Origin of the sequence: Streptomyces sp. NPDC003036 (assembly GCF_040611175.1) — a bacterium.
GTDB lineage: Bacteria > Actinomycetota > Actinomycetes > Streptomycetales > Streptomycetaceae > Streptomyces.
This window is the reverse complement of record NZ_JBEXNO010000036.1, coordinates 55,348-81,578: the sequence shown is the minus strand read 5'-3', so window position 1 is coordinate 81,578 and position 26,231 is coordinate 55,348. Positions and strand designations below refer to the sequence as shown.

Here is a 26,231-nt window from a genome sequence, read left to right as displayed (position 1 = left end):
TTGGCCGCGGCCTCGCAGGCATCGGCGGCGTGCAGCCAGTCGGGAGGCAGAAGCGCGAACTTCTCCCGGAAGGCGTCGGCCGCCTCTCCCTTCCACTCGCCGGTGTCCAGCTTCTTCATGCCTTGACCGACCAGGTCGAAGGCGGTCTGGAAGTCGAGGAGGTCCGTCACCGCCTTGTTGATCTTGGCGGGGTTGCCGTGGATGAGCTCGTCGGCCTCCTCGGTCTCACCCAGCTGCAGCTCAGCGATCTCGGCGCCCAAGGACGACGCGGTGCGGTCACCCACGTCCCGGATCGCGTCCGCGAGCTTCGCGGAACCAGCTCTCTCGATCACGTCACCCGCGATCTCGGAACCCTTGTCGATGCCCTCCCCGAGCTTCTCCTTCCCCCAATCGATCACGTCTCCAGCACGGTCGTAACCGCCCTCGACGACCTTGCCGAACATGTCCCAGCCCGACATCAGCGCATCCCCCCGATTGCTTTACTGTCCCGCCCGCTCGACCGCTTCCCGCGACGGATCGAGGACCTCGCGGAGGTTCGAGTCCGCCTGCTCACGCTCCTGTGCGGAGATCAGGCCGGATCGCTCCATGGAGTCCATCTGCGCATCCAGCACGTCATAGCGCGTGTCCCGCCACATCTGGTCCGTCTCCGCCTGCGCCCGTGCCATCGACTCGGCGCTGTAATCGGGGTTGTCCGTGGGGCGCTGCGACTTGATTTCGTCCCAGTCCTTGGCCGCCACCTCCTCCTCCGACAGGTGCGGATTGCCATTGACCGAATTCACCGCGACCTTGACCGTGTTCTTGACGTACTGGTCCTGCTCTTGGAACCCACCGGCCGCCACGCCCACCGCAGCCGCGAAGTTGGTCCCTTTCTGCACCAAAGTGCGCACCCCCCAGCCCCAACGCTCACAGAACGTCTCGAACTGCTGCGCCAGTCCCGGGTGACCCATGTCCATGGCCGACAGGCTCAGATCGGCGAAGCCGTGCCCCGCCGTGGCCTCCCCGATCCTGCCGTGCTCCTTCAGCTCTCCATGGGCCCTGTCGATACCGGCCTTGATCAGCTGCAAGGCGGCTTGGGACACCGCCAGATTCGGCTGCTCACCACTCATCGCGTCCCCCCGAGGTCCACAACCGCCGATTCCGGCACAACACCGGCCACCGGCGGAAAGAGCATCCCGTCTTCACTGCCCGCATCAAGGGCCACACCCGCCGGTACACCCAGCGCGGGGACCATCACATCCAGCAACCGCGCACCCAGAACGGCCCGGAACTCCCACGCACGGTCCGCCTCCCCCCGAGCGCGAGCGAACCGCTCCAGCGTCTCCTCATTCGAAAACGCGCAAATCCAGCGGACGCCCCCCTGCTCGGCCGTCCACAGCGACCCGTACGGGTCAACCGGCACCAACACCGCCGCACGCCGGAACTCACCCAGCAGCACGGCGAACTCCCGCCGGGACACCGCCGCCTGAGCCTCCGACTCGGACGGAATGTCCGATGCTCGCGTCAACTCGGCTGGACTCGCGTGTTGCTCAGAACGTGAGCCGACGCCCTCGTGTCGTTCCCCCTCGACCCCCATGAGGGCGATCATCCCATGACCAGATTTTCGATCGCAACGTTACTTTACGGTTCATCTATACGGGAGCGGGTGACAGCCAGGCGGCCGTCCTCGAACGGCCGGTCCACGTGCAGGGGGGTTCCAGGCGGGGTACGGCGAGGCCGCCGGCTCCCGGTGGGAGCGCGGCGGCCTCGGCGTCGGTGGGCACGGGGTCAGGCCTTCTTCGGCTCCTCCAGGCGCGGGAAGAGCACCGCGCCCTTCGTGACCGTCGCGCCGGCGGGGAGCTGCCCCCACGTGGCGGCGTCCTGGACGCGCTGGTCGGCCAGGGGGCCCAGGGCGGGCTCGGCGCCCAGGGAGTCCCACAGCTTGGCCGAGGTGTCCGGCATGACCGCGTTCAGCAGGACCGCGACCGCGCGCAGGGACTCCGCGGCGGTGTAGAGGATCGTCGCCAGACGGGCGCGGCCCTCCTCGGAGTCGTCCTTGGCCACCTTCCACGGCTCCTGCTCCGTGATGTAGCCGTTGACCTGCTTCACGAAGTCGAAGATCGCCAGGATGCCGCCCTGGAAGTCCAGCTCCTCGCCGATCTTCCGGTCGGCCTCGGCGACCGCCGTGGCCAGGCCTGCCTGGATCGCCTCCTCCGCCGCGCCGGACGCGGTCGCGGCGGGCAGCGCCCCCTCGAAGTACTTGCCGACCATCGCCGCCACGCGCGAGGCGAGGTTGCCGTAGTCGTTGGCCAGCTCGGAGGTGTAGCGGGCGGTGAAGTCCTCCCACGAGAACGAGCCGTCGCTGCCGAACGCGATCGCCCGCAGGAAGTACCAGCGGTACGCGTCCACGCCGAAGTGCGAGGTCAGGTCCTGCGGCTTGATGCCCGTCAGGTTCGACTTCGACATCTTCTCGCCGCCGACCATCAGCCAGCCGTTCGCCGCGACCTTGCCCGGCACCGGCAGGCCCTGCGCCATCAGCATCGCGGGCCAGATCACCGCGTGGAAGCGCAGGATGTCCTTGCCGACCAGGTGCACGTTCGCCGGGAACGTCTCGTCGAACTTCGCCGGGTTCTCGTTGTAGCCGACGGCCGTCGCGTAATTCAGCAGCGCGTCGACCCACACGTAAATGACGTGCTTCTCGTCCCACGGGATCGGAATGCCCCAGTCGAACGTCGACCGCGAGATGGAAAGGTCCTGAAGGCCCTGCTTGACGAAGTTCACGACCTCGTTGCGGGCCGACTCCGGCTGGATGAAACCGGGGTTCTTCTCGTAGAAGTCGAGCAGCTTCGGGCCGTACTCGCTCAGCTTGAAGAAGTAGTTCTCCTCCTTGAGGATCTCCACCGGCTTCTTGTGGATCGGGCACAGCTTCGTGCCGTCCTCCGCCTCGATGAGATCGCCCGGGAGCTTGTACTCCTCGCAGCCCACGCAGTACGGGCCCTCGTACCCGCCCTTGTAGATCTCGCCCTTGTCGTACAGGTCCTGCACGAATTCCTGGACGCGGTCCGTGTGCCGCTTCTCGGTGGTGCGGATGAAATCGTCGTTCGCGATCTCCAGGTGCTCCCAGAGGGGCTTCCAGGCCTCCTCGACGAGCTTGTCGCACCACTCCTGCGGAGTGACGTTGTTCGCGTCGGCCGTGCGCATGATCTTCTGACCGTGCTCGTCCGTGCCGGTGAGGTACCACACCTTCTCGCCACGCTGACGGTGCCAGCGGGTGAGCACGTCGCCTGCGACGGTCGTATAGGCGTGGCCCAGGTGAGGAGCGTCGTTGACGTAGTAAATGGGGGTCGTGACGTAGTACGCCTTCGTCCCCTGCTTCTCGGATCCAGTGGCCGCCATGGTCGAAATCCTATCCGCCGCCGCGCGCTGCCCTCACCTTCGTTTCAAGGGGGGAGACAGCCGGGGCGTCTCCCCCCTTGGGCGCGTCAGACCGACCAGTCCCCGAGGATCTCGCGGTAGAAGGTCGTGTGCGGGACCTCCCGCGGGGTCGGGCCCGCGTGGAAGAAGCCCGCGTTCTCCGCCTGCAGCTTGCGCAAGTAGTCGAAGGCCTTGGAGTCCTTCTCCCCGAACGCCACGAACCGCCACTGCATGCCGCCCGCGCGCGCCGCGGCGTCCGCCAGCGCCTGCGTCGCGGCCGTCTTCGACTCCGGAGCGCCGTCCGTCTGGAAGATCACCAGCGCCGGCCGGTCGGGCGCGCCGGACTTCTCGTGCCGGGAGAGCACCTCGGCGATCGCCCGGTCGTAGTTGGTCCGGCCCATGCGGCCGAGGCTGTCGTGCAGCGCCTCGATCTTGCCGTCGACGTCGTCCAGGGTCACCTCGCCCGTGCCGTCGACCTCCGTCGAGAAGAACACGACCGGGACGGTGGCGTCCTTGTCCTCGTCCAGGTGCGCGGCGAGCGCGAGCGCCTGCTCGGCGAGGTGCTGGGCGCTGCCGTCCTTGTAGTACGGGCGCATCGACCCGGACCGGTCCAGCACCAGGTACACGCTCGCCCGCGCCCCCGTGAGCCCGCGCTTCTTCAGCACGGACCCGGCGGCCTTGTACGCGTCCACGACCGCGCCCTGGGGCGCCCGCGCCTTGACGCGGGCGAGGGTGTGCGCGGGCTTGCCGGCGGGCGGCGCCGGCGCTTCGGCCGGGACCGGGGCCTCGGCTGCGGGCTCGGACTCGGGCTCGGGCTCGGGGGCCTCGGCTGCAGGCGCGGCCGCCGGTTCCGCCGCCGGTTCCGCCTCCCGCTCCTCGGCAGGGGCCACGGCCTTCGGCTCAGGCTCGGGCGCCGGTGCCTCGGCGGCAGGCGCGGCCTCCGGCTCGGGGGCCTCCTCCACCGCAGGAGCACTCTCAGGCTCCGGCTCCTTGGCAGCCTCCGGCTCCTTGGCAACCTCCGGCTCCGGCTCAGCCGCAGGCGCAGGTACCTCAGCCACCTCACGTGCCTCGGACACCTCCGGCGCCTCACGCCCCTCTCGTGCCTCCGGCACCGCAGGCGACGGCACCGCGGGCGAGGCGTCCCGGGCCGGCGGGATGGTCGTGCGGCGCTGGCGAGGCGCGTCGAAGGCGGCGGCCACCAGGTCCGCTGCCGCCTGTTCCGCCGGGGAGGACTCCGCAGCGGAGGATTCCGCAGCAGAGGATCCCGCGGCGGAGGATTCCGCAGCAGAGGATCCCGCGGCGGAGGATGCCGCAGCAGAGGATCCCGCGGCGGAGGATTCCGCGGCGGAAGAAGGTGTCTGCGACGGAACCGTCGTCGCCGGGGGCACCGCCCGTTCCGTCTGGGGCGGGACGGAGGGGGCCGTGGCCGCCGACTCGTTACGCTCCGCACGGTCGCGTCCAAACACCTTGCGCAGCAAGCTCCGAATGCCCATGGGCGAGGCCTTTCGCATGTTGGGTGCCGTGTATGTCCGTACTGCGGGAATCATCCCCGGCCAGGGCGGACACGTAAGGTTAGCCGCCCCGTGTGGCGCCGAAAGGCAAGGGGCAATCGCGTCAACCCCGCTCCCGACGCCCCGGATTCATGCATCGTTCATCTTGTCGCCCCCGCCCTGCTCATATCCGCACTTAGCGTCACGCCGGACGGAATTCGCGATACGAGGAAGAGGAACGAAGTGCGCAGACTGCTGCCGCTGCTGAGCACCCACTCGCACGGGGGCGGTCGGTCCGCCCTCACCTGCCGCTACCGCTGCGGTGACGCCTGCTTCCACGAGGTGCCGAACACCAGCGACAACGAGTACGTCGGCGACGTCATAGCCGGCGCCCTGTCGCGCCGCTCCATGATGCGCGCCACCGCCGCCGTGACCGTCGCCGCCACCGCGGGCGGTGCCCTCGCCGTACAGGGCGGACAGGAGGCGGTCGCCGCCACGCCGACGGCCCGCCCGGCGGACAAGAGCGCCGGCGCCCGCGGGCTGCGCTTCACGCCCGTCGCGCCCAACACGGACGACAAGGTCACCGTCCCCGACGGCTACGCCCAGAGCGTCGTCATCCGCTGGGGCGAGCCCATCCTGCGCGGCGCGCCCGCCTTCGACGCCGACAAGCAGTCCGCGAAGGCGCAGGCCGGGCAGTTCGGCTACAACAACGACTTCCTGTCGCTGCTGCCCCTGCACGGCGAGCGCGGGCGACAGGTGATGGTCGCCAACCACGAGTACACGGACGAAGTCCTGATGTTCCAGGGGTACGACCCCGAGAACCCGACCCGCGAGCAGGTCGAGATCGCCTGGGCCGCGCACGGCCTCTCCGTGGTCGTGGTCCAGGAGGAGCACCGCTCCGGCCGGCTCACGCCCGTCACCCGCCACCCGCTCAACCGCCGCCTCACCGCCACCAGCGCGTTCGAGCTCACCGGCCCGGCGGCGGGCGGGGCGCTGCTGCGCACCTCCGCCGACCCCGCCGGCCGTACGGTCCTCGGCACCCTCAACAACTGCGCCGGCGGCACCACCCCCTGGGGCACCACGCTCCATGGCGAGGAGAACTTCAACCAGTACTTCGCCCACGGGTCGTCCCCGACCGACAAGCGGTACGGCATCGGCTCCGGCGCGACCGAGCGCAAGTGGGAGCGGTTCGACAAGCGCTTCGACGTCAAGCAGGAGCCCAACGAGCCGCACCGCTTCGGCTGGGTCGTCGAGCTCGACCCGTACGACCCCGACTCCACGCCCCGCAAGCGCACCGCGCTCGGACGCTTCAAGCACGAGGCCGCCCAGCCGCGCCTGACCGCCGACGGCCGGCCCGTCGTCTACATGGGCGACGACGAGCGGTTCGACTACTTCTACAAGTTCGTGTCGTCGAAGCGGATGATGAAGGGGTCCTCGCGCCGCGCCCGCGAGCACAACCTGACGCTGCTCGACGAGGGCACGCTGTACGTCGCCAAGCTGACCGGCGACTCCCCGGCCGACATCGACGGCACCGGCAAGCTGCCGAACGACGGCGAGTTCGACGGCAGCGGCCACTGGATCCCCCTCGCGACGGGGACGACCAGCCACGTCCCCGGCATGACCGCCGAGGAGGTGTACGTCTTCACGCGCGTCGCCGCCGACAAGGTCGGCGCCACCAAGATGGACCGGCCCGAGGACGTCGAGCCGTCCCCCCGCACCGGCCGCGTGTACGTCGCGCTGACGAACAACAAGGACCGCGGCGCGGCCGGCAAGGCCGGTGCCGACGAGGCCAACCCGCGCACCACCAACAAGCACGGCCACGTGCTGGAGCTCGCCGAGCACTGGGACGACCCCGCCTCCGACGGCTTCGCGTGGCGGCTGTTCCTCGTCGCGGGCGACCCGGAGGACCCGGCGACGTACTTCGCCGGCTACCCCAAGGACAAGGTCAGCCCCATCTCCTGCCCCGACAACGTCGCCTTCGACCCGTACGGCAACCTGTGGATCTCCACCGACGGCAACCAGCTCGGCTCCCACGACGGCCTGTTCGCCGTCGCCACGCAGGGCGAACGGCGCGGTGAACTGAAGCAGTTCCTGACCGTGCCGACCGGGGCCGAGACCTGCGGGCCGGTCATCCAGGAGCGGCGCGTGCTCGTCGCCGTCCAGCACCCGGGCGAGGTCGACGGCGCGTCCGTCGAGAAGCCGGCGTCGAGCTGGCCCGACGGGCCCGGGAAGCTCGTCCGCCCGGCGGTCGTCGCCGTCTACCGCAAGGACGGCCGGAACATCGGCGTCTGACCCGGGGACCCACGGGGGGTCACGAGGTGGCGCGGGCCGTCCCCCCGCGCCACCTCGCGTACTGCTCCGCCGGGTCGCCCGTGTACGCCCACGGCATCCACGACGCCCGCGCCCCCAGCAACCCGAACAGCTCCCCGTACACCTCCGGCAGCCCCGCGTGGCACGCCGCGTGCGCCAGGCAGTTGAGCGGCTCGACCTCCTCCGGCCGGACCGGCCCGGGCAGGCGGCCGCCGATCCACCGGTCCCGGGTGCGCCGCACCTCCGTGGCCGCCAGCTCGTGCTTCCAGTGCTGGTCGAAGCCGCGCACCGGGCCCCGGCCGTGCGCGCCCTCGACGACGTACCGGTACTCCTCCACCCGCGCGATCTGCACCAGTACCGGCAGCGGCGAGCCGGGCGGCGCCGCGCCCGCCGCGTCCCGCGCGAAGTCGTACATCGCGCCGTGGGTGCCGTGCCACCGCGCCGACCAGTAGCGCAGCAGCTGGACGTGGCCCTCCAGGTTGTGCGGGTCGCGGCGCCGCAGCTCGTCCCACCAGCCGCGCAGTTCGCGGCGCCCGACGCCGCCCTCGTACAGCCGCGCCACCGTCAGCAGCGACACCCACGGCATCGGGTCGGCGGGCCGCGCGTCCGCCGCCGTCAGGCAGGCCAGGACCGTGGCGTCGAGGCGCGCCCGGTCCACGGCCGTGCCCGGCCCGGGCGGGGTGCCCGCCGCGATCGCGGTGGTGAAGAGCCGTACGACCTCGGTCGCGGCCCGCAGCACCGCCGCGTCCGGATGGTCCGGCTCGGCCGCCCGCCACGCCTCCACCACCGAGGAGCCGGCCGCCGCGTGGGCCAGCATCCGCAGCCGCAGCGTGCGCCGGGCCCACGCGCCGTCCCCGTCCGGCTCGGCCAGCAGGTCGCGTACGCCCTGCCAGCGGCCGATGACGATGTCGTGCCGGGCGGCGGTCAGCGCCCGGTCGCCGAAGTCCGGGTCGAAGGCGGGCGCGAAGCGCGCCGAACGGCGCTGCCCCGACCGCCGGCGCGAGGCCGCCATCAGAAGTCCGTCGCCAGCGGCTCGCCCGCACCGCCGCGCCGCTGCCCCGGAACGCCGCCGTACGGCTCCGCCGCCGCCAGCGCGCGCACCGCGTCGAGGCGGGCCGGGCAGCGGTAGTACGCGCTGCCCTTGCGCCAGTACCAGAGCATCGGGACGACGCCGGCGCCCAGCCCGCCGAGGCCGACCGCCACCGAGGTGCGGCTCAGCTCGTCCAGCGCCGTGACGAACACCCAGAACATGTACGCCGAGCCGAGCAGCGGCCACACCCCGCCCAGCACGAAGTCCCGCACGGAGGCGAACAGCATCCCCCGGTAGGCCACGATCGCCGCGATGCCCGCCAGGCCGTAGTAGAACGCGATCTGCAGGCCCATGGCGTGGACCGCCTCGCCCAGGATGTCGCCCACCGAGCCGAGCGCCGTGGCCGCCGCGAACAGCCCCAGCGCCACCGCCCCCACCACGGTGACGGCCACCCACGGCGTGTTCCAACGGCGGTGTACGGAGCCGAGGGCGGCCGGCATCGTACGGTCCCGGCCCATCGCGAACAGCGAGCGCGTGACCTGGATCAGCGTGGTCTCCAGGGTCGCGACGGTGGACAGCATGACCGCCAGGATCAGCAGCTTGCCGCCCCAGCCGGGCCAGATCGCGCGGCCGAGCAGCGCCAGGACGCCCGTGCCGCCCTCCTGGATCTCGTGCGACGACAGGATGACGTTGACGGCGATCGTGAACGTCTCGAAGAGGAGGAAGACGATCCCGATGCCGACGAGCGCCGCGAGGCCGGCGGTGCGGCGGCTGTCGCGGGTCTCCTCGCTGAGGTTGCCGGTGACGTCCCAGCCCCAGTAGCAGAAGGCGGCGACCAGCGCGCCGGACGCGAAGCCCGAGACCCCGTCGAAGTGGCTGAAGCCGAGCCATGACCAGTCGAACGCGGTGGCCGCGCCGCGGTGCATCAGCGCTCCGACCACGAAGAGCAGGAGAATGGCCAACTCGACGCCTGTGATGAGCAGTTGCGCCCGTACGGTGAGCCGGGCCCCGCCCAGGACCACCAGCAGCATCGCCAGGAACCAGCCCGCGCCGACGGCGGTGGCGAGCGTGGTGTTCGCCGCGAGGTACGGGTCGAACAGCGCGAGGGTCAGCTGCCCGGCGGGCAGCGACCCGGCCACCATGAAGATCGTGGCGGCGACCACCAGCGCCCAGCCGGAGAGGAACCCCAGGAAGGGGTGGAGGGTGCGCCCCACCCAGGAGTACCCGGCGCCCGCGTTGACGTCGATCCGGCCGAGGCGGCCGAAGGCCAGCACGATGCCCAGCATCGGGATCGCGCAGTAGAGCAGCGCGGCGGGCGCCGCCAGGCCGACGGAGCCGACGAGGACGGCGGTGGTAGCGGCCAGCGAGTACGCGGGGGCGCTGCCGGCGATGGCCATCACGATCGTGTCGAACGTACCGAGGACATTGGGCTGGAGACCCCTGGGAGTGATGCTGCGCATGGCGAATGTCCTTGGAAGGCACGGCATATGACGGCATATAGCGGTAGGTGCGGTGGTTCAGGAGCGGTTCTGCACGCGTGGATCGTGCGCATCGTAGTCCGGCCCGGGCGAGGCGATCGCGCGGGCCGCCCGCACCTCCTGGCGCAGCGGCCCGAGCACGCCGGCCCCCTCTTCCCCGTCTCCGCCGTCGTCCGCTTCCGCTCGTACGCCCGCGATGACGTGGCTCGTGCGCAGACCCGCCGCCAGCTCGCGCAGGTGGCGCTCCACCTCGGCGGCCTCGGCGGGGTCGGGCGGCGGGGCGCCGTGATCGACGCGCACGCGGGCGGCGGTCGTCGCGTCGATGATCCGCTCCAATGCGACGACCAGCGGCCACCAGGCGGTGGCGCGGGTGCCGGTGGGAGGGGGCTCGGTCAGCGCGCGCTGGAACTCGGCCCGTACCGCCGACAGGTCCCGGTACAGGCGGCGCCGGGCGCGCACCCGCGCGCCCGGGTCCCGCTCCGCGTCGGGGCCGAAGGCGCGGGACACATAGCGGGCGGTGTCGGCGACCGCGTCGGCGAGGCGGTCGCCGATGCGGGTGTGCCAGCTCTCCGGCCACAGCAGGTAGCCCGCGACGAGCGTGATGGCGCAGCCGAGGAGCGAGTCGTACAGGCGCGGCAGGACCAGGTCGAAGCCCTGCCGGTTCAGCCAGTCCGAGAGGAGCAGGATGACGGGCGTGATCGCGGCCGTCTGGAAGGCGTACCCCTTCGCGGAGAACGCCGGGATGAGCGCCGCCAGCACCACCATCACCGGCACGTCCCACCAGCCGCGCGGCACCTCGGCGAGGACGAGCGCGGCGACGGCGAGCCCGGCGACCGTGCCGAGGGCGCGCAGCACGGCGCGCGAGAAGACCGAGCCGAAGTCGGGCTTGAGGACGAAGGTGACGGTGAGCGCCACCCAGTACGAGCGCGGGACGGCGATCAGGGAGACGAGCGACTGCGCGAGGCCGATGCACACCGCCAGGCGCAGCCCGTAGCGCCACGACCCCTCGGAGACGAGTGCGTCGCGGGCGGCGCGCCGGGCGCGTACGGAGAGCGCGGCGGGGTGGTCGAGGCGGTCCAGGGATCCGGTCTCCGTGCCGTGGACGACGGTGGCGGCGTGGCGCAGGGCGTGGTCGACGGCGCGTTCGGACGGGGTGGCGGGGGCCGGGAGGCGCAGGTCGGCGGGTGCGGCGGGCCGGCCGGTCTCGACGGCCGTCGCCAGGGCCTCCACCGCCGCAGGGATCGCGGCGGGCAGCGGGCGGCCGCGCAGATGCGCCGCGGGCGCCGCCTCCACGATCGGGATCACGGCGTTGAGCTGCGCCAGTTGCCGCACCAGCGTCGGGTTGCGGCCGTGGTCGCGGGCGCGGCGGGCGAGGACGAGGTCGTACGCGGTGTTGAGGGCACGGGTGACGGCGGGGCGGCGGTCCTCGTACGCCGGGGTGCCCGCCGCCGCGAGGAGCGCGGCGATGGCGCGGTAGGTGGCGGCGACGGCCGCCCGTTCCGGTACGCCGCCGCGCAGCGGCCAGCCGAGCAGGGTGAGGGCGAGGACGACCGCGCCGCCGAGGGTGAGCAGCAGCGGCGCCTTCCACCAGGGGCTCGGCATGGGCAGCCCGGCGCCGACGACGGCGTTGAGGAGCAGGAGCAGCCCGGAGACGGAGGCGACCGCGCCGATCGACGAGATCATGCCGGAGGCGAGCGCGATGAGCGTGAGGACGGCGACGGCGGCCCAGCCCTCCCCGTACACGAGCGTGCCGAGGGTGACGCCGAGCGCGCCGAAGAGCTGTGGCACGGCGATGTTGAAGATCCGCATCCGGTACGCGTCGGCGGTGTCGCCGATGACTCCGGACAGAGCGCCCATCGACACCAGCGCCCCGTACAGCGGCTGTCCGAGGGCGAGGCCGACCGCGAGGGGCGCGGTGAGCGCGAGGGCGGCGCGGGCGACGGCGGCCCACGGGATGGGCGCGGGCTGCGGGCGAAGGGCCCGCATCAGCCACTCGGGCGGCGACAGCCGGACGGCCCGGCCGGCGCCTCCTCCGGTGGGGCCCGGCGGCTCAGTAGGCCTCGTCACCGGGCGGGCGGACCGTCGCGGTGTCGGGGTCCTTGCCGAACTCCTCCTTGGCGCGCCGCTGCCGCAGCAGATCCCAGCACTGGTCGAGCTGGGCCTCCAGGGACCGCAGGCGCGCCTTCTCGTCGTCGGTGAGGGCGCCGGTGCGGTCGTGCAGCGCCCGTTCCTCGCGGACGAGCGCTCCGATGTGGTCGAGGATCTGCTCGTTGTCCATGGACTCCACCTTCCCGGATCACGGTCGGGCACGCAGGTCGAGATCGACGAGCACCGCCCGGTGGTCGCTGCCCGGCACGTCGAGGAAGGGGGCGCCGCGCACCGAGAAGTCGTCGCCGACGAGGACGTGGTCGATCTGGACGAACGGCGGCAGGGGCGGCCCCTCGCGCGGCCACGAGGGCGTACGGGCGTGCCCCGCGAGGCGGGCGGCGTCGTGCAGGCCGCCGGCCCCGGGCCCGCCCTCGGAGGGGTTGGTTGATCCACTTGCCGGACGGCTGCGGCAGGTGTGCTCTGAGGGAGTGACGTGAGAGGAGCCCGCCATGTCCGTACACATCGCACCCGGACACGCCCGTCACCGCCACCGGGACCGGACCCGCGCCCGGACCCGTACGGGCTGGAAGCTCCCCGTCGTGCTCGGCTTCCTCTTCGCCCTCTACGCCCAGCACATCGAACGCGACGGCCGCTCGATCACCTTCGGCATCGCGATGCTGGGCCTCGTCAGCGGCGTGGTGTTCGGCGGCCTGTACTACCTGCTGCGCCGCACCCAGGCGTCCCTGCCGCGCGAGCTGCGGGCGGCGGCGTACGGCGCGCTCGCCGGGCTGGGCGTCGGATGGCTGTACAGCCTGAGCGGCGCCAGCGTCCTGACGGCGGCGGGGGTGTCGCTGGTGGTGGCGGCGGGGGCGGGGTGCGTCGCGTTCTACGCCTTCTACACGCACGAGTGAGCGTCCCGCCCGGGCGCTAGCCCGTTGTGGCCGGATGCGGAGGTGCCGTCTCCGGGACGCCCGCCGGGCGCAGGGCCGCGAACTCCTCGCGCAGGACGGGTACGACCTCCTCGCCGAGCAGGTCCAGCTGTTCCAGCACCGTCTTGAGCGGCAGGCCCGCGTGGTCGAGGAGGAACAGCTGGCGCTGGTAGTCGCCCGCCGTGCGGCGGAAGGTGAGGGTCCGTTCGATCACCTGCTGCGGGGAGCCGACGGTCAGCGGCGTCTGGGCGGTGTACTCCTCCAGCGAGGCGCCGTGCCCGTACACCGGGGCGTTGTCGAAGTACGGCCGGAACTCCCGCACCGCGTCCTGCGCGTTGCGCCGCATGAAGACCTGGCCGCCCAGGCCCACGATGGCCTCCTCCGGGGCGCCGTGGCCGTAGTGCGCGTACCGCTCGCGGTAGCGGGCGACCATGCGCTTGGTGTGCTCCTGGGGCCAGAAGATGTTGTTGTGGAAGAAGCCGTCGCCGTAGTACGCGGCCTGCTCGGCGATCTCGGTGGAGCGGATGGAGCCGTGCCAGACGAACGGCGGTACGCCGTCCAGCGGGCGCGGCGTGGAGGTGAACCCCTCCAGGGGCGTACGGAAGTGGCCCGTCCAGTCGACGGACTCCTCCCTCCACAGCTTGTGGAGAAGTCCGTAGTTCTCGATGGCGAGCGGGATGCCCTGCCGGATGTCCTGCCCGAACCACGGGTAGACGGGCGCGGTGTTGCCGCGCCCCAGCATCAGGTCGACGCGGCCGTCCGCGAGGTGCTGGAGCATCGCGTAGTCCTCGGCGATCTTCACCGGGTCGTTGGTGGTGATGAGGGTCGTGGACGTCGACAGCACCAGCCGGTGGGTGCGGGCGGCGACGTACCCGAGGAGGGTCGTCGGGGACGACGGCACGAAGGGCGGGTTGTGGTGCTCGCCGGTGGCGAAGACGTCGAGACCGACCTCCTCGGCCTTGAGGGCGAGGGTCACCATGGCCGCGATCCGCTCGTGCTCGGTCGGGGCCCGGCCGGTGGTCGGGTCGGGGGTCACGTCGCCGACGGTGAAGATTCCGAACTGCATCGCCCTCACACCTTCCGAGACCGGGGTCGGTAGGGGCACGGGTACCCACCGGCCGTCCCGCCCAGAGGCGGCCGCCGCACGACCACCCGATAGGGTTCGGGCCCGTGAGCAGCAGCCCCATAGCCATCCCCCATCCGGTCACCGTCGTCGGCATCGGCGCGGACGGCTGGGCCGGGCTCGCGGACGCCTCCCGGGACGCCCTGCGCGCCGCCGAGGTCGTCATCGGCGGCGAACGGCAGCTCGCCCTGCTGCCGCCCGAGGAGTGCCGCGGCGAGCGCGTGGCGTGGCCCTCGCCGCTGCGGCCCGCCGTCCCCCGGCTGCTGGACGCGCACGGCCGCGCCGGACGCCGCATCGCCGTGCTCGCCAGCGGAGACCCCTTGTTCTACGGGATCGGCCGCGCCCTCGCCGAGACCGTCGGCCCCGAGCGGCTGCGCGTCCTGCCGCACCCGTCCTCGGTCTCGTACGCCTGCGCCCGCCTCGGCTGGCCCCTGGAGGAGACGGAGACCGTCACGCTGGTCGGCAGGCCCCTCGCCTCGCTGGCCGCCGCGCTGCACGACGGGCGGCGGGTGCTGGTGCTCAGCGCGGGCGCCGCGACGCCCGGCGAGGTCGCGGCCCTGCTGCGGGAGCGCGGCTTCGGACCCAGCGCCCTGCACGTACTGGAGCAGCTCGGCTCCCCGGAGCGCGAGCGCGTGCTGACCGGCACCGCCGACGACTGGCCCCACGCGCCCGGCGACCCGCTCAACGTCATCGCGGTCACGTGCGTACGCGCCGACGGCGCGCTGCGCCTCGGTGCCGTGCCCGGCCTGCCCGACGCGGCGTACGAGAACGACGGCCAGCTCACCAAGCGCCACGTGCGCGCCGCGACGCTCGCCGCGCTCGCGCCCGCGCCCGGCGAGCTGCTGTGGGACGTGGGCGGCGGCTCCGGCTCGATCGGCATCGAGTGGATGCGCGCGCACCGCAGCTGCCGCGCGATCGCGGTCGAGCGCTCCGCCGAGCGCGCCTCCCGCATCACCCGCAACGCGGAGGCGCTGGGCGTTCCCGCCCTGCGCGTGGTCACCGGGCCCGCGCCCGAGGCCCTCGCCGGCCTGCCCGCGCCCGACGCGGTGTTCATCGGCGGCGGGCTGACCGCGCCCGGGCTCCTCGACGCCTGCTGGGACGCCCTGCGGCCGGGCGGGCGGCTCGTCGCCAACACCGTGACCCTCGAATCCGAGGCGCTGCTCGCCGACCGCTACCGGCGGTACGGCGGCGAGCTCGTACGCCTCGCGGTCGCGCACGCCGTCCCGGTGGGCGGCTTCACCGGCTGGCGCCAGGCCATGCCGGTCACACAATGGTCCGTCACCAAGCCTGGAGCACCTGGAGCAGTTTCACGATGACCGTCTACTTCATCGGTGCGGGCCCCGGCGCCGCCGACCTGATCACCGTGCGCGGCGCGCGCACCCTCGCTTCCTGCCGGGTCTGCCTCTACGCGGGGTCGCTCGTGCCGCGCGAGCTGCTCGCCGAGTGCCCGCCCGGGGCCAGGCTCGTGGACACCGCGCGCCTCGACCTCGACGCCATCACGGCGGAGCTGGTCCGCGCCCACGAGGAGGGCCACGACGTCGCCCGCCTCCACTCCGGCGACCCGTCCGTCTTCAGCGCCGTCGCCGAGCAGATGCGGCGGCTGGACGCGGCGGGCATCCCGTACGAGGTCGTCCCCGGCGTACCGGCCTTCGCGGCCGCCGCGGCCGCGCTGAAGCGGGAACTGACCGTGCCGACCGTGGGCCAGACGGTCATCCTCACCCGGATCGCCGAGCAGGCCACGCCCATGCCGGACGGCGAGGACCTCGCGACCCTGGGCCGCAGCGGCGCGCTGCTGGTGCTGCACCTGGCGGCCCGGTACGTCGACCGCGTCGTCGCCGAGCTCGTGCCGCACTACGGCGAGGACTGCCCCGCCGCCGTGGTCGCCATGGCGTCCCGCCCGGACGAGGTGATCCTGCGCGGCACGCTCGCCGACATCGCGGCGGCGACGAAGGAAGCCGGCATCACGCGCACGGCGGTGATCCTGGTGGGCCGCACACTGGGCGCGACGCAGTTCCGGGACAGCCACCTGTACTCGCCGGAGCGGGACCGGCACGTCTGTTAGACACCCCCTAGAGCTTGACCGCGCTGCGGCCGACGACCGTCCCGGCCCGGTCGATGCAGACGACGTCGACCGCGACCGGGGCGCCGCGCAGGACGGCGAGGGCCTGGTCGCGGGCGGTCTCGGCGACCAGGTCGCCCAGCGGCACGCCGCGCGCGGCGCACAGCTGGAGCGCGGCGAGCCCGGTGTTCGCCTCGGCCACCCGCGCCGCCAGCTCCTCGTCGGCGCCGCCCGCGCGGGCCAGCTCCGCGAGGAACCCCTTGTCGACCTGGGAGCGCGCCGAGTGCAGGTCGAGGTGCCCGGCGGCCAGCTTGGACAGCTTGGCGAAGCCGCCGCAGATGGTGAGCCGCTCGACCGGATGCCTGCGTACGTACTTGAGCACCGCGCCCGCGAAGTCGCCCATGTCCAGCAGCGCGTCCTCGGGCAGCCCGTAGAGGGACACGACGGTCTTCTCGGACGTTGAGCCCGTGCACCCGGCGACGTGCGTGCGTCCCGCCGCCCGGGCGACGTCCACGCCGCGCCGGATGGAGTCGATCCAGGCGGAGCACGAGTACGGCACCACGACGCCCGTGGTGCCGAGGATGGACAGCCCGCCCAGGATCCCCAGGCGGGGGTTCCACGTGGAACGGGCGATCTCCTCGCCGCGGTCGACCGCGACGGTGATCTCGACGTCGCCGGTGCCGCCGTGCGCGGCGGCGACGCGCGCGACGTGCTCGCGCATCAGCTGCCGGGGCACGGGGTTGATGGCCGGCTCACCCACCTCCAGCGGCAGCCCGGGCCGCGTGACGGTCCCGACGCCCGGCCCGGCGCGGAAGACGACCCCGGAGCCGGGTGCCAGCTTCCTCACCGTGGCCCTCACCAGCGCCCCGTGCGTGACGTCCGGATCGTCCCCGGCGTCCTTGACGATCCCGGCCATGGCGGTCTCGCCCGTGAGCTCCTCGGCCGCGAGCGCGAAGGCGGGCGTCTGCCCCTTCGGCAGGCTGATCGTCACCGGGTCGGGGAACTCCCCGGTGAGCAGGGCGGTGTACGCGGCGGTCGTCGCCGCCGTGGCACAGGCCCCGGTGGTCCACCCGGACCGGAGCCCGGTGTGCTTGAGTTGCGCACTACGCCCGCCCCCCGCACTCATGGACGCTCCCCGATGCACATACTCCTCCTCGGCGGCACGACCGAGGCCCGCCGCCTGGCCGAGACCCTGCACGCGCAGGCCACCGTGCGGGTGACCACCTCGCTCGCTGGCCGCGTGGCCGCGCCCCGGCTGCCCCCGGGCGAGGTCAGGATCGGGGGCTTCGGCGGCGCCGAGGGCCTCGCCCGCTGGCTGCGCGCACACCGGGTGGACGCGGTCATCGACGCCACTCATCCCTTCGCGGACACCATCAGCTCGAACGCGGCCCGGGCGGCCGCCGCAGCCCATGTTCCCCTGCTCGCCCTGCGCCGTCCCGGGTGGGCCCCCGTCGAGGGCGACGACTGGCACCCCGTGGACACCCTCCCGGAGGCGGCGGACACGGCCCGGCGCCTCGGCCGCCGCATCTTCCTCACCACCGGCCGCATGGGCCTCGCCTCCTTCGCCCACGTCACGGACGCCTGGTTCCTCCTCCGCTCGGTCGACCCCCCGGAGCCTCCGTTCCCGCCCCACCTGGAGGTCCTCCTCGACCGCGGCCCCTTCACCCTGGAGGCCGAGCGCGACCTGCTGCGCCGCCACGCCATCGACGTCCTCGTGACCAAGGACAGCGGCTCCACCGCGACGGCCCCGAAGCTGGAGGCGGCCCGCGAGGCGGGCGTCCCGGTCGTCATCGTCCGCCGGCCACCGGTCCCGGAGGGGGTCGCGGTGGTGGGGACGGTGGGGGAGGCGGTGGAGTGGGCGGGGGCGCTCGAAGCCCGCGGTTCCGGGCGGCCGTAGCCTGGGCCTGACCCGTCCCGGACCGTGTCCGGTGGTGGAGGCGTCCGGTGGCGGAGGCGTCCGGTGGCGGAGGCGTCAGCCGGCCGGTCCGGACTGTGCTGGTACGAGGCCGGCTTCCGGCCTGGGCGATGCCTCCCGTCGGTCGGCACCGGTGTCCTGGACCGCACGCCGCCGGAGGGCTCGCCGGAGAGCTCCCAGCGAGCGGTAGAACCGGTCCGGCAGGAAGACCGCGTCGGCGACGATCATCGCGGCGGAGAAGAGCGGCAGACCCAGGAGTACCGCGATGCCCACGTGCATGGTCAGCAGCATGCCCAGGACGGGGTACTTGAGCCTGCCGAACAGGACGAAGGGGAAGGCGACCTGCAACAGCACCGTCAGGTAGCAAGCGGCGGTGATCAGGACCTCGTGGGCGTCGAGCATGCGGGAGAGCTCGGGCCAGGGCTGGAACAGGTGGAGATTGAGGGCGTAGTGGAGGGCGGTCCCGTTGCCCCAGGTGCCGCCCTGCACCTTGTACAGCCCCGCGGCTCCGTACAGGAAGCAGACCTGGGCGGCGATGACGAACATCCCGCAGTTGTGCAGGACGGTCACCACGCCCAGGCGGGCGTCACGCACGTGGTGCCGCAACCCGCCCGCGCCTCCCGGCGGCAGTCGCACCGCTCGCCCCGCGACCGAGCGGAGCCTGACCCTGCGCGCGTCGAGGGACCAGCGTCGGCCGCACGCGGTGAAGACGAGGTAGACGGCCATGAGGAGGATGAGGTTGTCCCCGCCGTCCGTCATGAAGATCGCCCGGGCGTGGAACGAGGCCACCATGAGGGCGAACAGCACGGACACCGCTCTGGTCCGCCAGCCCAGCATGAACAACGCGGACGTGACGACGGCGGCCGCGTAGCAGGTTTCGAAGTACGCCCGGCTGTCGGACAGGGTGAGGACGCTCGCCCATCCCGACTGGTCGAAAAGCTGCCTCGCCAGCGCGGGGGTCCACGGCGAGCCGGGCCCCCAGATCTCGTCACGGTGCGGAAACTCACGCAGGAGGAACGCGAGGTAGAGCAGGCCGTAGCCGATGCGCAGTGCCGCTGCCGCGTAGAGGGAGATCGGCCGCTCGATCAGGAGGGCGAAGAGCGCGGAGATGCGGTCGAGTACCCGCTGCGGCGCCGTGCGGGTGCCCGCGCTCTCGGTGTCGTACGTCGACGGCGTGGGTGCCGTGGTCGGGGTCGTCTCAGTCGGTGCCATGCGGGGCCACCTTCCACCAGGGGAGGTAACGGGTGTCCACGGGCGCGGGCCCGGCGGCGGCCGGACGGCTGTTCCCTGCCGGGCCGGGGGCGCCGACGGGCAGTGTGACCACCCGCAGCTGGATGGAGTCGAAGGAGTCGCCGCGCTGGTCGGCGACGCGATCCGCCGCAATGTTGCGGAGGTACCGCTGGATCATCACGGCCCGCTCCGAGTGCGGTCGGTCGTCGCCGCCGAGCGTTTCCATGTAGGCGCTCCAGGCCCGGCGCAGCATGTTCTGCGCCGTGTGGCTCGGGAAGGGGTTGTGCCTGATCGCGGAATGGTCCACGCCGCTCAGGTCGAACCAGCCGCTCACCTGGGACGTGCCGTCCGGGGCGATCCGCATGGTCCTCGCCGAGATCTGCCGGTTGACCGACTCCGGGTCCGGGGCGAAGAGCCGCCAGTTCTGCTCGAACAGCGGAAAGACCCACGCATTGATCTGACGGCTGTACCGCTGCGACACCGGATTCGCCGGCGCCACATGCAGAAAGACCAGGAGCACATGAGTGAGCGTGATGGCCAGGCACAGGACCACGGCGACTCCCGTGGCCTCCCTCAGCGAGCGGTGCTGCCATCCCTTACCGGAGCTCTTCGATTCCTTCATCCATGGTGACTCGACGCCGCCCAGCACAGCCCCACCCCGCCTTCCCGTCCCGACCGTCCATTTCCGCTTCCTCCGGTTCCGCGCGTGGCGCGCGACGGAATCGATGACGATCCGCCGCGCGCCATGCCTCTCCCTGTGCTTGCGTGTGCCTGCCTGGTGGTCAGCCGGCCACAGCACGCTTCATGCGGCTCATTGCTTCGCCTCGTCCCCGTAACCACCGGGCTTTTCAGGCTTTCCGGGCTTGCCGTGTCCGGGCTTGCCGTCATGCCCGTCGCCGGGCTTACCAGGCTTTCCGGGCTTGCTCGGCTTGCCCGGCTTTCCGGGCTTTCCGGGCTTGCCGGGGGGCTGGCCGCCTCCGCCCGTGATGCCGCCATTGATGCCGCCGCTGATGCCGCCGATCGTCGCGCCCGTGGTGCCACCTGTGGTGGTGCCCGCGATGACGCCCGCCGTGGCCCCGCCGAGTGCGCCGCCCAGGAGGCCGCCTGTGGTGCCGCCGGTCGTGGTGCCACCGTTGGCGCCGCCGGTCGTGGTGCCACCGGTCGTGGTGCCGGCGATCAGACCACCCGTGGTCCCGCCCGTGGTCCCGCCCGTGGTCCCGCCCGTGGTCCCGGCGTCGCACGAGGGCCGTGTGATCGTGTTGGTGTCCAGCGTCACGGAACCGTTCCGGGCCAGTGCCCGGCCGATGATGTCCGCTCCCGTGTTGGCGGTGATCGACGTCATCGCCATGATCGTGCCCACGAAGTCGGTCTCGGTCCCGAGGGTGGCCGAGCTGCCGATCTGCCAGAAGACATTGCACGGCGAGGCACCGTTGATGAGGCTCACGCTGCTGGCGGACGCCGTCGTCAGCCCCGAACCGACCTGGAACACCCAGATGGCATCGGGGTTGTTCTCGCCGTCCAGGGTGAGCGTGCCCGTGAGGCCGAGGGTGGACGACGCGGTGTAGACGCCGGGGGCCAGCGTCAGACCGCCGGCGTCCGGGGGAAGCGCGGCGTCCGTGGACTGTCCGGCGGCGTTGTTGTATGCCAGGACAAGATCGCTCTTGGCCTGGGCCGCCAGGGCGTCCGCGGAGTGGAAGGTCCCGTTCACGGTGCCGGGCGGGAATCCGGAGATGGCCGTCCCGGGGTGGACCCCGACGTCCCCGGTAATGACCGAAGGACCGGTGTTGGTGACCGACTCGCCGGCGAGGACCGCGAAGCTGTCGGCGGTGCCCAGCGGTACGGGCTGGGCCAGCGCGGTTGCCCGCGTCGGCGTGACCGCCACGATGACAGCGGCGATCACCATGGCGAGCACCGCCGCCATCCAGGCCCACGTTCTTCGCCACTGAGGCGCGGCAGGGAAATTCATCGTCATCGAGAAGCCAGCTCCTGAGGGAATGGTGGCGCGTTCAGCGAATCCCGGATGTCCGGAATAGGCCACTTCGTCTGTTAGCTCGGCATATTACGCACGCGATTTCTCAGAAGCGCGACCTGTCGGGGCGATGTCGAAAGGCCCCTCCATATGCGTCATGGAATATATGAAAAATTATTAAATGAGCGGGATGGGTCCCATGACCGCCGACCGGAGTAGGCTGAAAGAGCCGGGAGCACTTCGCTCACCAGCTCCGATTGCTGGTGCCGTTCTCGGCGAGCGACAACACCGGGACGTCCACGACGCGCCCGGAGGCAGGTACGCGTCATGACCGCGACCATCGAACGTGCAACCGTCACCGAGCGCTCCGTGCCGTCGCCGCCGGTCCGTCTGTCACTGGTCCCGGCGGGCTCGGTTCCAGGTCTCCTGGACGGTGCCTGGTGGCCCCGCTCCCGCGACCTCCACCGTGAACTCCCCGCCCTCACCGACGTGCTGGACGCACCTTGGGGCCGCGTCACTCGTGCCACGGTGAACCCCGCCCACTGGCCCGTGATCCCGCGCAAGGTGCGCGTGACCGGGCACACCGTGCACGTGGGCTGGTTCGCCCAGGAGCAGGACCAGAACAAAGTGATCCTCCTCTCCTACACCACAGGCCGCATGGACCTTCTGGTGATCCCGCCGGAGACCGATGCCGCTACAGCCGCCCGGCTGATGTCCGCCGCTGCCGCCCCGGGAGGCTTCCTCACCGCCAGCAGGCTGTTGGCCGACGAGGCCTCGGCTCGCGAAGGGACGGCGGTCCGAAGTCCGGCAGAACCCGCCGGAGTGCCCGCTGCCGGGGGCCGCGGATGACAACGGCCCCTCGGAGCAGGGGCGGTGGGTGTGGGCGCGAGGACGCACCCCCTGCACGTCTTCCCGATGAACGAGGTCACCCATGAACTCGCCGGAACTGCCCGCTCCCGGGCACGCCGACGTGCGTGTCGTCGCCTCGTCGCCCGAGACCGCCCGACAGGTCGCGGAGGTTCTCCGACGCTGCTTCGCCGCCACCGAACAGCGCAGCTACCCCGTCGACACCGTGACGGGCGGAACCCGCCTCCACCTCACCGTGGACACCACCCACACAGCAGAGCCTGCACGGTCCTGGCTGGCCACCAGTCAGTCCACGGAGGACCGCACGCAGACGGACGAACTCTGAAGCGATGTACTCATGGCAACCCTCCGCGAACGGAAGAACTACCGCGACGCCATCATGAAAGCCCTTTACCAGGCCACGGAGGGCAATCGTCTTCTGGGCATCACGGGGACGAAGCTGCGCGACGACCTCCGGGTCCCGGAGCAGGACTTGGCGGCCGCCTGCGCGTATCTGGCGGGCGAGGGGCTCATCGCCGTCGACTGGGAGCGGGGGAATACTCCCGCGATGGTCACGCTGACCCACCAGGGGCTCCGGCTCATGGAGAGCGAGGAGCAGGAGCGCGGCTTCGACGACAGCGGATAGCGGGGCCTGCCCATGGCGGCAGCAGCGCCTCGCCGTGCCGCCAGCGAACGCCCCGTAGCCCAGCACCTGTTGTGCCTGGCCGTCAAGCGCGCCATACTCACCGGCCACGTCCCGGACGCACCTGACGGCGACCAGGCGACGTCGAAACGCGCGAGGTGCCCCCGCGGCTCTGGGGCGAGTTCGACGGTGAAGTCGAGCACCGTGGTGCTGTGGACGCCCGACCGCCGGTACGCGACGTCCGCCCCGGGGGACGCCTGGCACAAGGCGTTCCCCAGCGCGGACAGCGTGGTGTGCCACGCATCGGCGTCGTCCTTGGGCGGCAGAAGGCGATGTGCGGGCGCGCCGTCACGCCTCCGGGTACCTCCGCGGCGTCCACGCCACCACCCGGCCGTCGCCGTCGCCCCGGCGGACCGCCTGGGTCTGGGAGGAGCCGATCAGGAGCAGGGTCCGCATGTCGACCTCCGTCGGGTCGAGGTCCGCCAGCGGCAGGACGCGGACCGACTCCTCCGGGCCGCCGACGTCGCGGGCGACGACGACCGGGGTGTCCGGGGCGCGGTGTTCCAGCAGCAGCTCGCGGGCCTTGGCGACCTGCCAGGTGCGGGAGCGGGAGCCGGGGTTGTAGAGGGCGAGGACCAGGTCGGCGGCGGCTGCCGAGGCGAGGCGCTGGGCGATGACCTCCCAGGGCTTGAGGCGGTCCGAGAGGGAGATCGTCGCGTAGTCGTGGCCCAGCGGGGCGCCCGCCTTCGCCGCGGCGGCGTTCGCGGCCGTGACGCCCGGCAGGACGCGGACCGGGACGTCCAGGTACGGGTCCTGGGAGGCGACTTCCAGGACCGCCGTCGCCATCGCGAAGACGCCCGGGTCGCCGCCCGAGACCACCGCGACGCGGCGCCCGCGCCGGGCCAGGTCCAGGGCGAACTCGGCGCGCTCGGACTCCACCTTGTTGTCGGAGCCGTGGCGCCGCTGGCCCGGCCGGAGCACCGGCACCCGGTCCAGGTAGGTGGTGTAGCCGACGAGGTCGTCGGCGTTGACGAGTGCCCCGCGCGACTCCGGCGTCAGCCATGGCGCGCCCGCCGGGCCGGTGCCGACGACCACGACCTCGCCGCCGGTCTCCCGCTCCTCGGGGACCTCCGCGTCGATCCGGGACGGCAGGACCGCCACCGAGAAGTACGGCACCGTCGACGCGTCGACCGAGGCCAGGGCCTCCGTGCGCTCGCCGGCCATGAACGCCCGCTCCACGTACCGGGCGTCCTCCAGCCGGCCCGCCCGCTCCAGCGCGCGGCGCACCGTCGGGAAGGTCCGGCCGAGCTTCATCACGACCGCCGAGTCCGTGGCCGCCAGCCGCGCCGTCAGCTCGTCCTCCGGCAGCGTGCCTGGGATGATCGTCAGGACCTCCTCGGCCTCGCACAGCGGCTCCCCGAGCCGCGCCGCCGCCGCGCTCACCGAGGTGACGCCCGGGATGACCTCGGTGTCGTAGCGGTGCGCCAGGCGCTTGTGCATGTGCTGGTACGAGCCGTAGAAGAGCGGGTCGCCCTCCGCCAGGACCGCGACCGTGCGGCCCGCGTCGAGGTGGGCGGCCAGCCGGGCCGACGCCTCCTCGTAGAAGTCGTTCAGCGCGCCCCGGTAACCGCCCGGGTGGTCGGTGGTCTCCACCGTCAGCGGGTACATCAGGCGCTCTTCGATCTGGTCCTCGCGGATGTGCTCCGCCGCGATGGACCGGGCGATCGAACGGCCGTGGCGCGCGCAGTGGTACGCGATCACGTCGGCGCCCGCGATGGCCTTGACCGCCGCCACCGTCATCAGGTTCGGGTCGCCGGGGCCGAGCCCCACGCCGTACAGCTTGCCGCTCATGCCCGTCATGCCCGTCATGCCTGGATCTCCGCCTCGTGCGCGATCGCGTTGATCGCCGCCGCCGCCATCGCGCTGCCGCCGCGCCGGCCGCGTACCACCAGGTGGTCGAGGTCCGTGCGAGCCGCCAGCGCGTCCTTCGACTCGGCCGCGCCGATGAAGCCGACCGGGATGCCGAGCACCGCCGCCGGGCGCGGCGCGCCCGCGTCGATCATCTCCAGGAGCCGGAAGAGCGCGGTGGGCGCGTTGCCTATCGCGACGACCGAGCCCTCCAGGCGGTCGCGCCACAGCTCCAGCGCGGCCGCGCTGCGCGTGGTGCCCAGCTCGGCGGCGAGGGCCGGCACGGATGGGTCGGAGAGGGTGCAGATCACGTCGTTGCCGGCGGGCAGCCGCTTGCGCGTGACGCCGCTCGCGACCATCTGCGCGTCGCAGAGGATCGGCGCCCCGGCGCGCAGCGCCTCACGGGCGCGGGCGACGACGTCCGGCGTGTAGGCGAGGTCGCGGACGAGGTCGACCATGCCGCAGGCGTGGATCATCCGCACGGCGACCTGGCTGACGTCGGCGGGGAGACCCGCGAGATCCGCCTCGGCGCGGATCGTGGCAAAGGACTGGCGGTAGATCTCCGCCCCGTCCTTCTCGTAGTCGAACACTCTGCTCTCGCTCATCCTGTCGGTTTTTGTACGGTCGTCTGGTACGCGCCTTCGGCGGTCGCCACCACATCCACCCACGCGCCCTGCGGGTGTCCGCACCGGCGCGCGCAGCCCGACCAGTGGACGGGCAGGCCGCCGTCCACCGCCATCGGGCGCGCGTCCGCCCGTACGTCGGCCAGGGACTTCGCGCAGCCGGGACGGCCGGTGCAGGCGGTCACGCCAACCCACGGCGAGTCGGCGCGAGTGATGAATCCGGCCCGGTCCAGGGCGTGCAGCCGCTCCTCGGCCGCCGCCCGGTCCGGGAAGCCCGGCAGGACGAAGCCGCGCCACGGCGTGACGCGCACCTCCTCGGCCGGCAGCAGCGCGCGGAACTGCGCGGTCGTCACCCGGCCCAGCCGGGCCAGGACCGAGACCCCCGGCGGCGAGGCGCCGATCAGCCCGGGGGCGAGGGCGCCACCCGCCGGAAGCACCGCATCCGGTACGTGCTCCGCCGCGATCGACGCCCGCCGCAGGTGTCCCGCCACGTCCACGTCCTGCCCCGTCGGCAGCTCCCGCACCCGCCACGCGCCCGTGCCCGCCTCCCGGGCCGCCGCGAGGAACGCCTCCGCCGCCGCCAGCGCGGCCCGCGGCGCGTCGGCGCCCGCGACGCGGTAGGCCGCACGTCCGACACGTACCAAAGCGGTACGTGCCAAAGCGGTACGCGACGGCTCTGCGAGCAACGTCACATCCGGGGCCAGCGCCGCCACGTCCCCCCGGCCGTCGTCCACGGCGAACAGGAAGCGGCCGGACAGCTCCAGCGTCCACTCCTCGGCGCACAGCAGCGCGTCCAGGCGCACGGACCACGCCCGCACCTCCGCGCCCGCGAGCGGCGAGACGACCATGTTCCGTACGCGCTCGTGCCGTTCGGAGTCCGGCAGCAGCCCGGCGTCCCGCAGCAGCTCGGCCAGCCCGAGCCCGCAGCCCTCGCCGAGGCCCCGCAGTTCGAGGTTGCCGCGCGAGGTGAGGGAGAGGTGCCCGTCACCGAGCCGGTCCGCCGTCTCGGCCAATACCAACACCTGATGCGGTGTCAATACACCTGTAGGCAGGCGGAGTCGGGCCAGCGCGCCGTCGTCGGCCCGGTGCAGCCGCAGCGCACCGGGGCACGCGTCACCACGGTCACGTACACGGTCCGGTCCACGGTCCCGTATGTGAGCTTCGCCCCGGTCCTGAGGCATTGGTGAGCTGGGCGGCATG

25 protein-coding genes and 1 pseudogene are annotated in these 26,231 nt (G+C 72.7%); 8 read left to right on the top strand and 18 right to left on the bottom strand.

What is annotated here, in order from left to right; translation table 11 throughout:
- The 5 genes from ABZX67_RS24815 to ABZX67_RS24795 form a co-directional block, all read right to left on the bottom strand.
- The coding region (locus ABZX67_RS24815; RefSeq protein ID WP_355363755.1) for a putative T7SS-secreted protein at positions 1-458 on the bottom strand (458 nt) is incomplete at its 3' end.
- Positions 459-479: 21 nt separating this feature from the next.
- Complete coding sequence (locus ABZX67_RS24810) at positions 480-1,106, bottom strand: hypothetical protein (RefSeq protein ID WP_355363752.1); 627 nt, start codon at positions 1,104-1,106, stop codon at positions 480-482.
- Positions 1,103-1,585 carry an SseB family protein gene (locus tag ABZX67_RS24805; protein WP_355363749.1) on the bottom strand — a complete coding sequence of 161 codons (483 nt, stop codon included), beginning with the start codon at positions 1,583-1,585 and terminating at the stop codon, positions 1,103-1,105. Before ABZX67_RS24805 ends, ABZX67_RS24810 begins: the two co-directional genes overlap by 4 nt.
- 179 nt (positions 1,586-1,764) lie before the next feature.
- Entirely contained in the window at positions 1,765-3,372 is a 1,608-nt protein-coding gene (metG, locus tag ABZX67_RS24800; protein WP_355363746.1) for a methionine--tRNA ligase, read from the bottom strand.
- 86 nt (positions 3,373-3,458) lie between these two features.
- Entirely contained in the window at positions 3,459-4,448 is a 990-nt protein-coding gene (locus ABZX67_RS24795) for a VWA domain-containing protein (RefSeq protein WP_355363743.1), read from the bottom strand.
- A gap of 675 nt (positions 4,449-5,123) precedes the next feature.
- Between ABZX67_RS24795 and ABZX67_RS24790 the strand changes: the two genes are divergently transcribed.
- Positions 5,124-7,172, top strand: a complete 2,049-nt coding sequence (locus ABZX67_RS24790) for a PhoX family protein (RefSeq protein ID WP_355363740.1) — start codon at positions 5,124-5,126, stop codon at positions 7,170-7,172.
- Between the two features lie 19 nt (positions 7,173-7,191).
- Here the strand turns inward: ABZX67_RS24790 and ABZX67_RS24785 are convergent, their stop codons facing one another.
- The 5 genes and pseudogenes from ABZX67_RS24785 to ABZX67_RS24765 all read right to left on the bottom strand — a co-directional run.
- Positions 7,192-8,202, bottom strand: a complete 1,011-nt coding sequence (locus ABZX67_RS24785) for a hypothetical protein (RefSeq protein WP_355363738.1) — start codon at positions 8,200-8,202, stop codon at positions 7,192-7,194.
- Positions 8,202-9,680, bottom strand: a complete 1,479-nt coding sequence (locus ABZX67_RS24780; protein ID WP_355363735.1) for an APC family permease — start codon at positions 9,678-9,680, stop codon at positions 8,202-8,204. Before ABZX67_RS24780 ends, ABZX67_RS24785 begins: the two co-directional genes overlap by 1 nt.
- 57 nt (positions 9,681-9,737) lie before the next feature.
- Positions 9,738-11,684 carry an FUSC family protein gene (locus ABZX67_RS24775; protein ID WP_355363767.1) on the bottom strand — a complete coding sequence of 649 codons (1,947 nt, stop codon included), beginning with the start codon at positions 11,682-11,684 and terminating at the stop codon, positions 9,738-9,740.
- 64 nt (positions 11,685-11,748) lie between these two features.
- On the bottom strand, positions 11,749-11,976 hold the full coding sequence (locus tag ABZX67_RS24770) for a DUF2630 family protein (RefSeq protein WP_355363733.1): 228 nt from the start codon (positions 11,974-11,976) through the stop codon (positions 11,749-11,751).
- A gap of 18 nt (positions 11,977-11,994) precedes the next feature.
- A pseudogene (locus ABZX67_RS24765) lies at positions 11,995-12,204 on the bottom strand (endonuclease/exonuclease/phosphatase family protein); the annotation flags it as partial.
- A 91-nt stretch (positions 12,205-12,295) separates the two neighbouring features.
- Here ABZX67_RS24765 and ABZX67_RS24760 point away from each other — a divergent pair.
- A complete protein-coding gene (locus ABZX67_RS24760) occupies positions 12,296-12,697 on the top strand; it encodes a hypothetical protein (protein WP_355363731.1) in 402 nt (133 codons plus the stop codon).
- A gap of 16 nt (positions 12,698-12,713) precedes the next feature.
- Here the strand turns inward: ABZX67_RS24760 and ABZX67_RS24755 are convergent, their stop codons facing one another.
- Complete coding sequence (locus ABZX67_RS24755) at positions 12,714-13,781, bottom strand: LLM class flavin-dependent oxidoreductase (RefSeq protein ID WP_355363729.1); 1,068 nt, start codon at positions 13,779-13,781, stop codon at positions 12,714-12,716.
- A 104-nt stretch (positions 13,782-13,885) separates the two neighbouring features.
- Between ABZX67_RS24755 and cbiE the strand changes: the two genes are divergently transcribed.
- Both cbiE and cobM read left to right on the top strand, forming a co-directional pair.
- Positions 13,886-15,154 (top strand): precorrin-6y C5,15-methyltransferase (decarboxylating) subunit CbiE, encoded by a 1,269-nt coding sequence (gene cbiE, locus ABZX67_RS24750; RefSeq protein WP_355363727.1) that lies wholly within the window; start codon positions 13,886-13,888, stop codon positions 15,152-15,154.
- Entirely contained in the window at positions 15,151-15,900 is a 750-nt protein-coding gene (cobM, locus tag ABZX67_RS24745) for a precorrin-4 C(11)-methyltransferase (protein ID WP_355363723.1), read from the top strand. The genes cbiE and cobM overlap by 4 nt, the downstream gene beginning before the upstream one ends.
- A 7-nt stretch (positions 15,901-15,907) precedes the next feature.
- Here the strand turns inward: cobM and ABZX67_RS24740 are convergent, their stop codons facing one another.
- On the bottom strand, positions 15,908-17,023 hold the full coding sequence (locus tag ABZX67_RS24740) for a cobalt-precorrin-5B (C(1))-methyltransferase (protein WP_355363721.1): 1,116 nt from the start codon (positions 17,021-17,023) through the stop codon (positions 15,908-15,910).
- A gap of 12 nt (positions 17,024-17,035) precedes the next feature.
- Between ABZX67_RS24740 and ABZX67_RS24735 the strand changes: the two genes are divergently transcribed.
- Complete coding sequence (locus tag ABZX67_RS24735; protein ID WP_355363719.1) at positions 17,036-17,794, top strand: cobalt-precorrin-6A reductase; 759 nt, start codon at positions 17,036-17,038, stop codon at positions 17,792-17,794.
- A 75-nt stretch (positions 17,795-17,869) separates the two neighbouring features.
- On the opposite strand, the gene ABZX67_RS24730 is transcribed toward ABZX67_RS24735, so the two are convergent.
- The 3 genes from ABZX67_RS24730 to ABZX67_RS24720 form a co-directional block, all read right to left on the bottom strand.
- Positions 17,870-19,024: an HTTM domain-containing protein gene (locus ABZX67_RS24730; RefSeq protein WP_355363717.1), complete on the bottom strand. Its 1,155-nt coding sequence runs from the start codon at positions 19,022-19,024 to the stop codon at positions 17,870-17,872.
- On the bottom strand, positions 19,011-19,664 hold the full coding sequence (locus ABZX67_RS24725) for a DUF5819 family protein (RefSeq protein ID WP_355363715.1): 654 nt from the start codon (positions 19,662-19,664) through the stop codon (positions 19,011-19,013). Before ABZX67_RS24725 ends, ABZX67_RS24730 begins: the two co-directional genes overlap by 14 nt.
- Before the next feature lie 189 nt (positions 19,665-19,853).
- A complete protein-coding gene (locus ABZX67_RS24720) occupies positions 19,854-21,014 on the bottom strand; it encodes an ice-binding family protein (protein ID WP_355363713.1) in 1,161 nt (386 codons plus the stop codon).
- A gap of 324 nt (positions 21,015-21,338) precedes the next feature.
- Between ABZX67_RS24720 and ABZX67_RS24715 the strand changes: the two genes are divergently transcribed.
- The 3 genes from ABZX67_RS24715 (at position 21,339) to ABZX67_RS24705 (ending at position 22,503) form a co-directional block, all read left to right on the top strand.
- Entirely contained in the window at positions 21,339-21,860 is a 522-nt protein-coding gene (locus ABZX67_RS24715) for a DUF5994 family protein (protein WP_355363711.1), read from the top strand.
- 82 nt (positions 21,861-21,942) lie between these two features.
- Positions 21,943-22,203 (top strand): hypothetical protein, encoded by a 261-nt coding sequence (locus ABZX67_RS24710; RefSeq protein ID WP_355363710.1) that lies wholly within the window; start codon positions 21,943-21,945, stop codon positions 22,201-22,203.
- A gap of 12 nt (positions 22,204-22,215) precedes the next feature.
- Entirely contained in the window at positions 22,216-22,503 is a 288-nt protein-coding gene (locus ABZX67_RS24705; protein ID WP_355363708.1) for a hypothetical protein, read from the top strand.
- Positions 22,504-22,848: 345 nt separating this feature from the next.
- Here the strand turns inward: ABZX67_RS24705 and ABZX67_RS24700 are convergent, their stop codons facing one another.
- The 3 genes from ABZX67_RS24700 to ABZX67_RS24690 are packed head-to-tail and all read right to left on the bottom strand — an operon-like array spanning position 22,849 to position 26,212.
- Positions 22,849-24,369 (bottom strand): precorrin-2 C(20)-methyltransferase, encoded by a 1,521-nt coding sequence (locus ABZX67_RS24700; protein ID WP_355363706.1) that lies wholly within the window; start codon positions 24,367-24,369, stop codon positions 22,849-22,851.
- Positions 24,366-25,013, bottom strand: a complete 648-nt coding sequence (locus ABZX67_RS24695; RefSeq protein WP_355363704.1) for a precorrin-8X methylmutase — start codon at positions 25,011-25,013, stop codon at positions 24,366-24,368. The genes ABZX67_RS24700 and ABZX67_RS24695 overlap by 4 nt, the downstream gene beginning before the upstream one ends.
- Positions 25,010-26,212 (bottom strand): cobalamin biosynthesis protein CobG, encoded by a 1,203-nt coding sequence (locus ABZX67_RS24690; RefSeq protein WP_355363764.1) that lies wholly within the window; start codon positions 26,210-26,212, stop codon positions 25,010-25,012. Before ABZX67_RS24690 ends, ABZX67_RS24695 begins: the two co-directional genes overlap by 4 nt.
- Positions 26,213-26,231: the final 19 nt, after the last annotated feature.

What these genes read in the sequence shown, in the direction of transcription:
- ABZX67_RS24735 (WP_355363719.1), top strand. Translation starts at nt 17,036, where the DNA reads ATGCACATACTCCTCCTCGGCGGCACGACCGAGGCCCGCCGCCTGGCC.
- ABZX67_RS24720 (WP_355363713.1), bottom strand. Translation starts at nt 21,014, where the DNA reads ATGACGATGAATTTCCCTGCCGCGCCTCAGTGGCGAAGAACGTGGGCC.
- ABZX67_RS24785 (WP_355363738.1), bottom strand. Translation starts at nt 8,202, where the DNA reads ATGGCGGCCTCGCGCCGGCGGTCGGGGCAGCGCCGTTCGGCGCGCTTC.
- ABZX67_RS24705 (WP_355363708.1), top strand. Translation starts at nt 22,216, where the DNA reads ATGGCAACCCTCCGCGAACGGAAGAACTACCGCGACGCCATCATGAAA.
- ABZX67_RS24710 (WP_355363710.1), top strand. Translation starts at nt 21,943, where the DNA reads ATGAACTCGCCGGAACTGCCCGCTCCCGGGCACGCCGACGTGCGTGTC.
- metG (WP_355363746.1), bottom strand. Translation starts at nt 3,372, where the DNA reads ATGGCGGCCACTGGATCCGAGAAGCAGGGGACGAAGGCGTACTACGTC.
- ABZX67_RS24740 (WP_355363721.1), bottom strand. Translation starts at nt 17,023, where the DNA reads ATGAGTGCGGGGGGCGGGCGTAGTGCGCAACTCAAGCACACCGGGCTC.
- ABZX67_RS24760 (WP_355363731.1), top strand. Translation starts at nt 12,296, where the DNA reads ATGTCCGTACACATCGCACCCGGACACGCCCGTCACCGCCACCGGGAC.
- cobM (WP_355363723.1), top strand. Translation starts at nt 15,151, where the DNA reads ATGACCGTCTACTTCATCGGTGCGGGCCCCGGCGCCGCCGACCTGATC.
- ABZX67_RS24805 (WP_355363749.1), bottom strand. Translation starts at nt 1,585, where the DNA reads ATGATCGCCCTCATGGGGGTCGAGGGGGAACGACACGAGGGCGTCGGC.
- ABZX67_RS24810 (WP_355363752.1), bottom strand. Translation starts at nt 1,106, where the DNA reads ATGAGTGGTGAGCAGCCGAATCTGGCGGTGTCCCAAGCCGCCTTGCAG.
- ABZX67_RS24715 (WP_355363711.1), top strand. Translation starts at nt 21,339, where the DNA reads ATGACCGCGACCATCGAACGTGCAACCGTCACCGAGCGCTCCGTGCCG.
- ABZX67_RS24725 (WP_355363715.1), bottom strand. Translation starts at nt 19,664, where the DNA reads ATGAAGGAATCGAAGAGCTCCGGTAAGGGATGGCAGCACCGCTCGCTG.
- ABZX67_RS24780 (WP_355363735.1), bottom strand. Translation starts at nt 9,680, where the DNA reads ATGCGCAGCATCACTCCCAGGGGTCTCCAGCCCAATGTCCTCGGTACG.
- ABZX67_RS24700 (WP_355363706.1), bottom strand. Translation starts at nt 24,369, where the DNA reads ATGACGGGCATGACGGGCATGAGCGGCAAGCTGTACGGCGTGGGGCTC.
- ABZX67_RS24755 (WP_355363729.1), bottom strand. Translation starts at nt 13,781, where the DNA reads ATGCAGTTCGGAATCTTCACCGTCGGCGACGTGACCCCCGACCCGACC.
- ABZX67_RS24690 (WP_355363764.1), bottom strand. Translation starts at nt 26,212, where the DNA reads ATGCCTCAGGACCGGGGCGAAGCTCACATACGGGACCGTGGACCGGAC.
- ABZX67_RS24695 (WP_355363704.1), bottom strand. Translation starts at nt 25,013, where the DNA reads ATGAGCGAGAGCAGAGTGTTCGACTACGAGAAGGACGGGGCGGAGATC.
- ABZX67_RS24775 (WP_355363767.1), bottom strand. Translation starts at nt 11,684, where the DNA reads ATGCGGGCCCTTCGCCCGCAGCCCGCGCCCATCCCGTGGGCCGCCGTC.
- ABZX67_RS24770 (WP_355363733.1), bottom strand. Translation starts at nt 11,976, where the DNA reads ATGGACAACGAGCAGATCCTCGACCACATCGGAGCGCTCGTCCGCGAG.
- ABZX67_RS24730 (WP_355363717.1), bottom strand. Translation starts at nt 19,024, where the DNA reads ATGGCACCGACTGAGACGACCCCGACCACGGCACCCACGCCGTCGACG.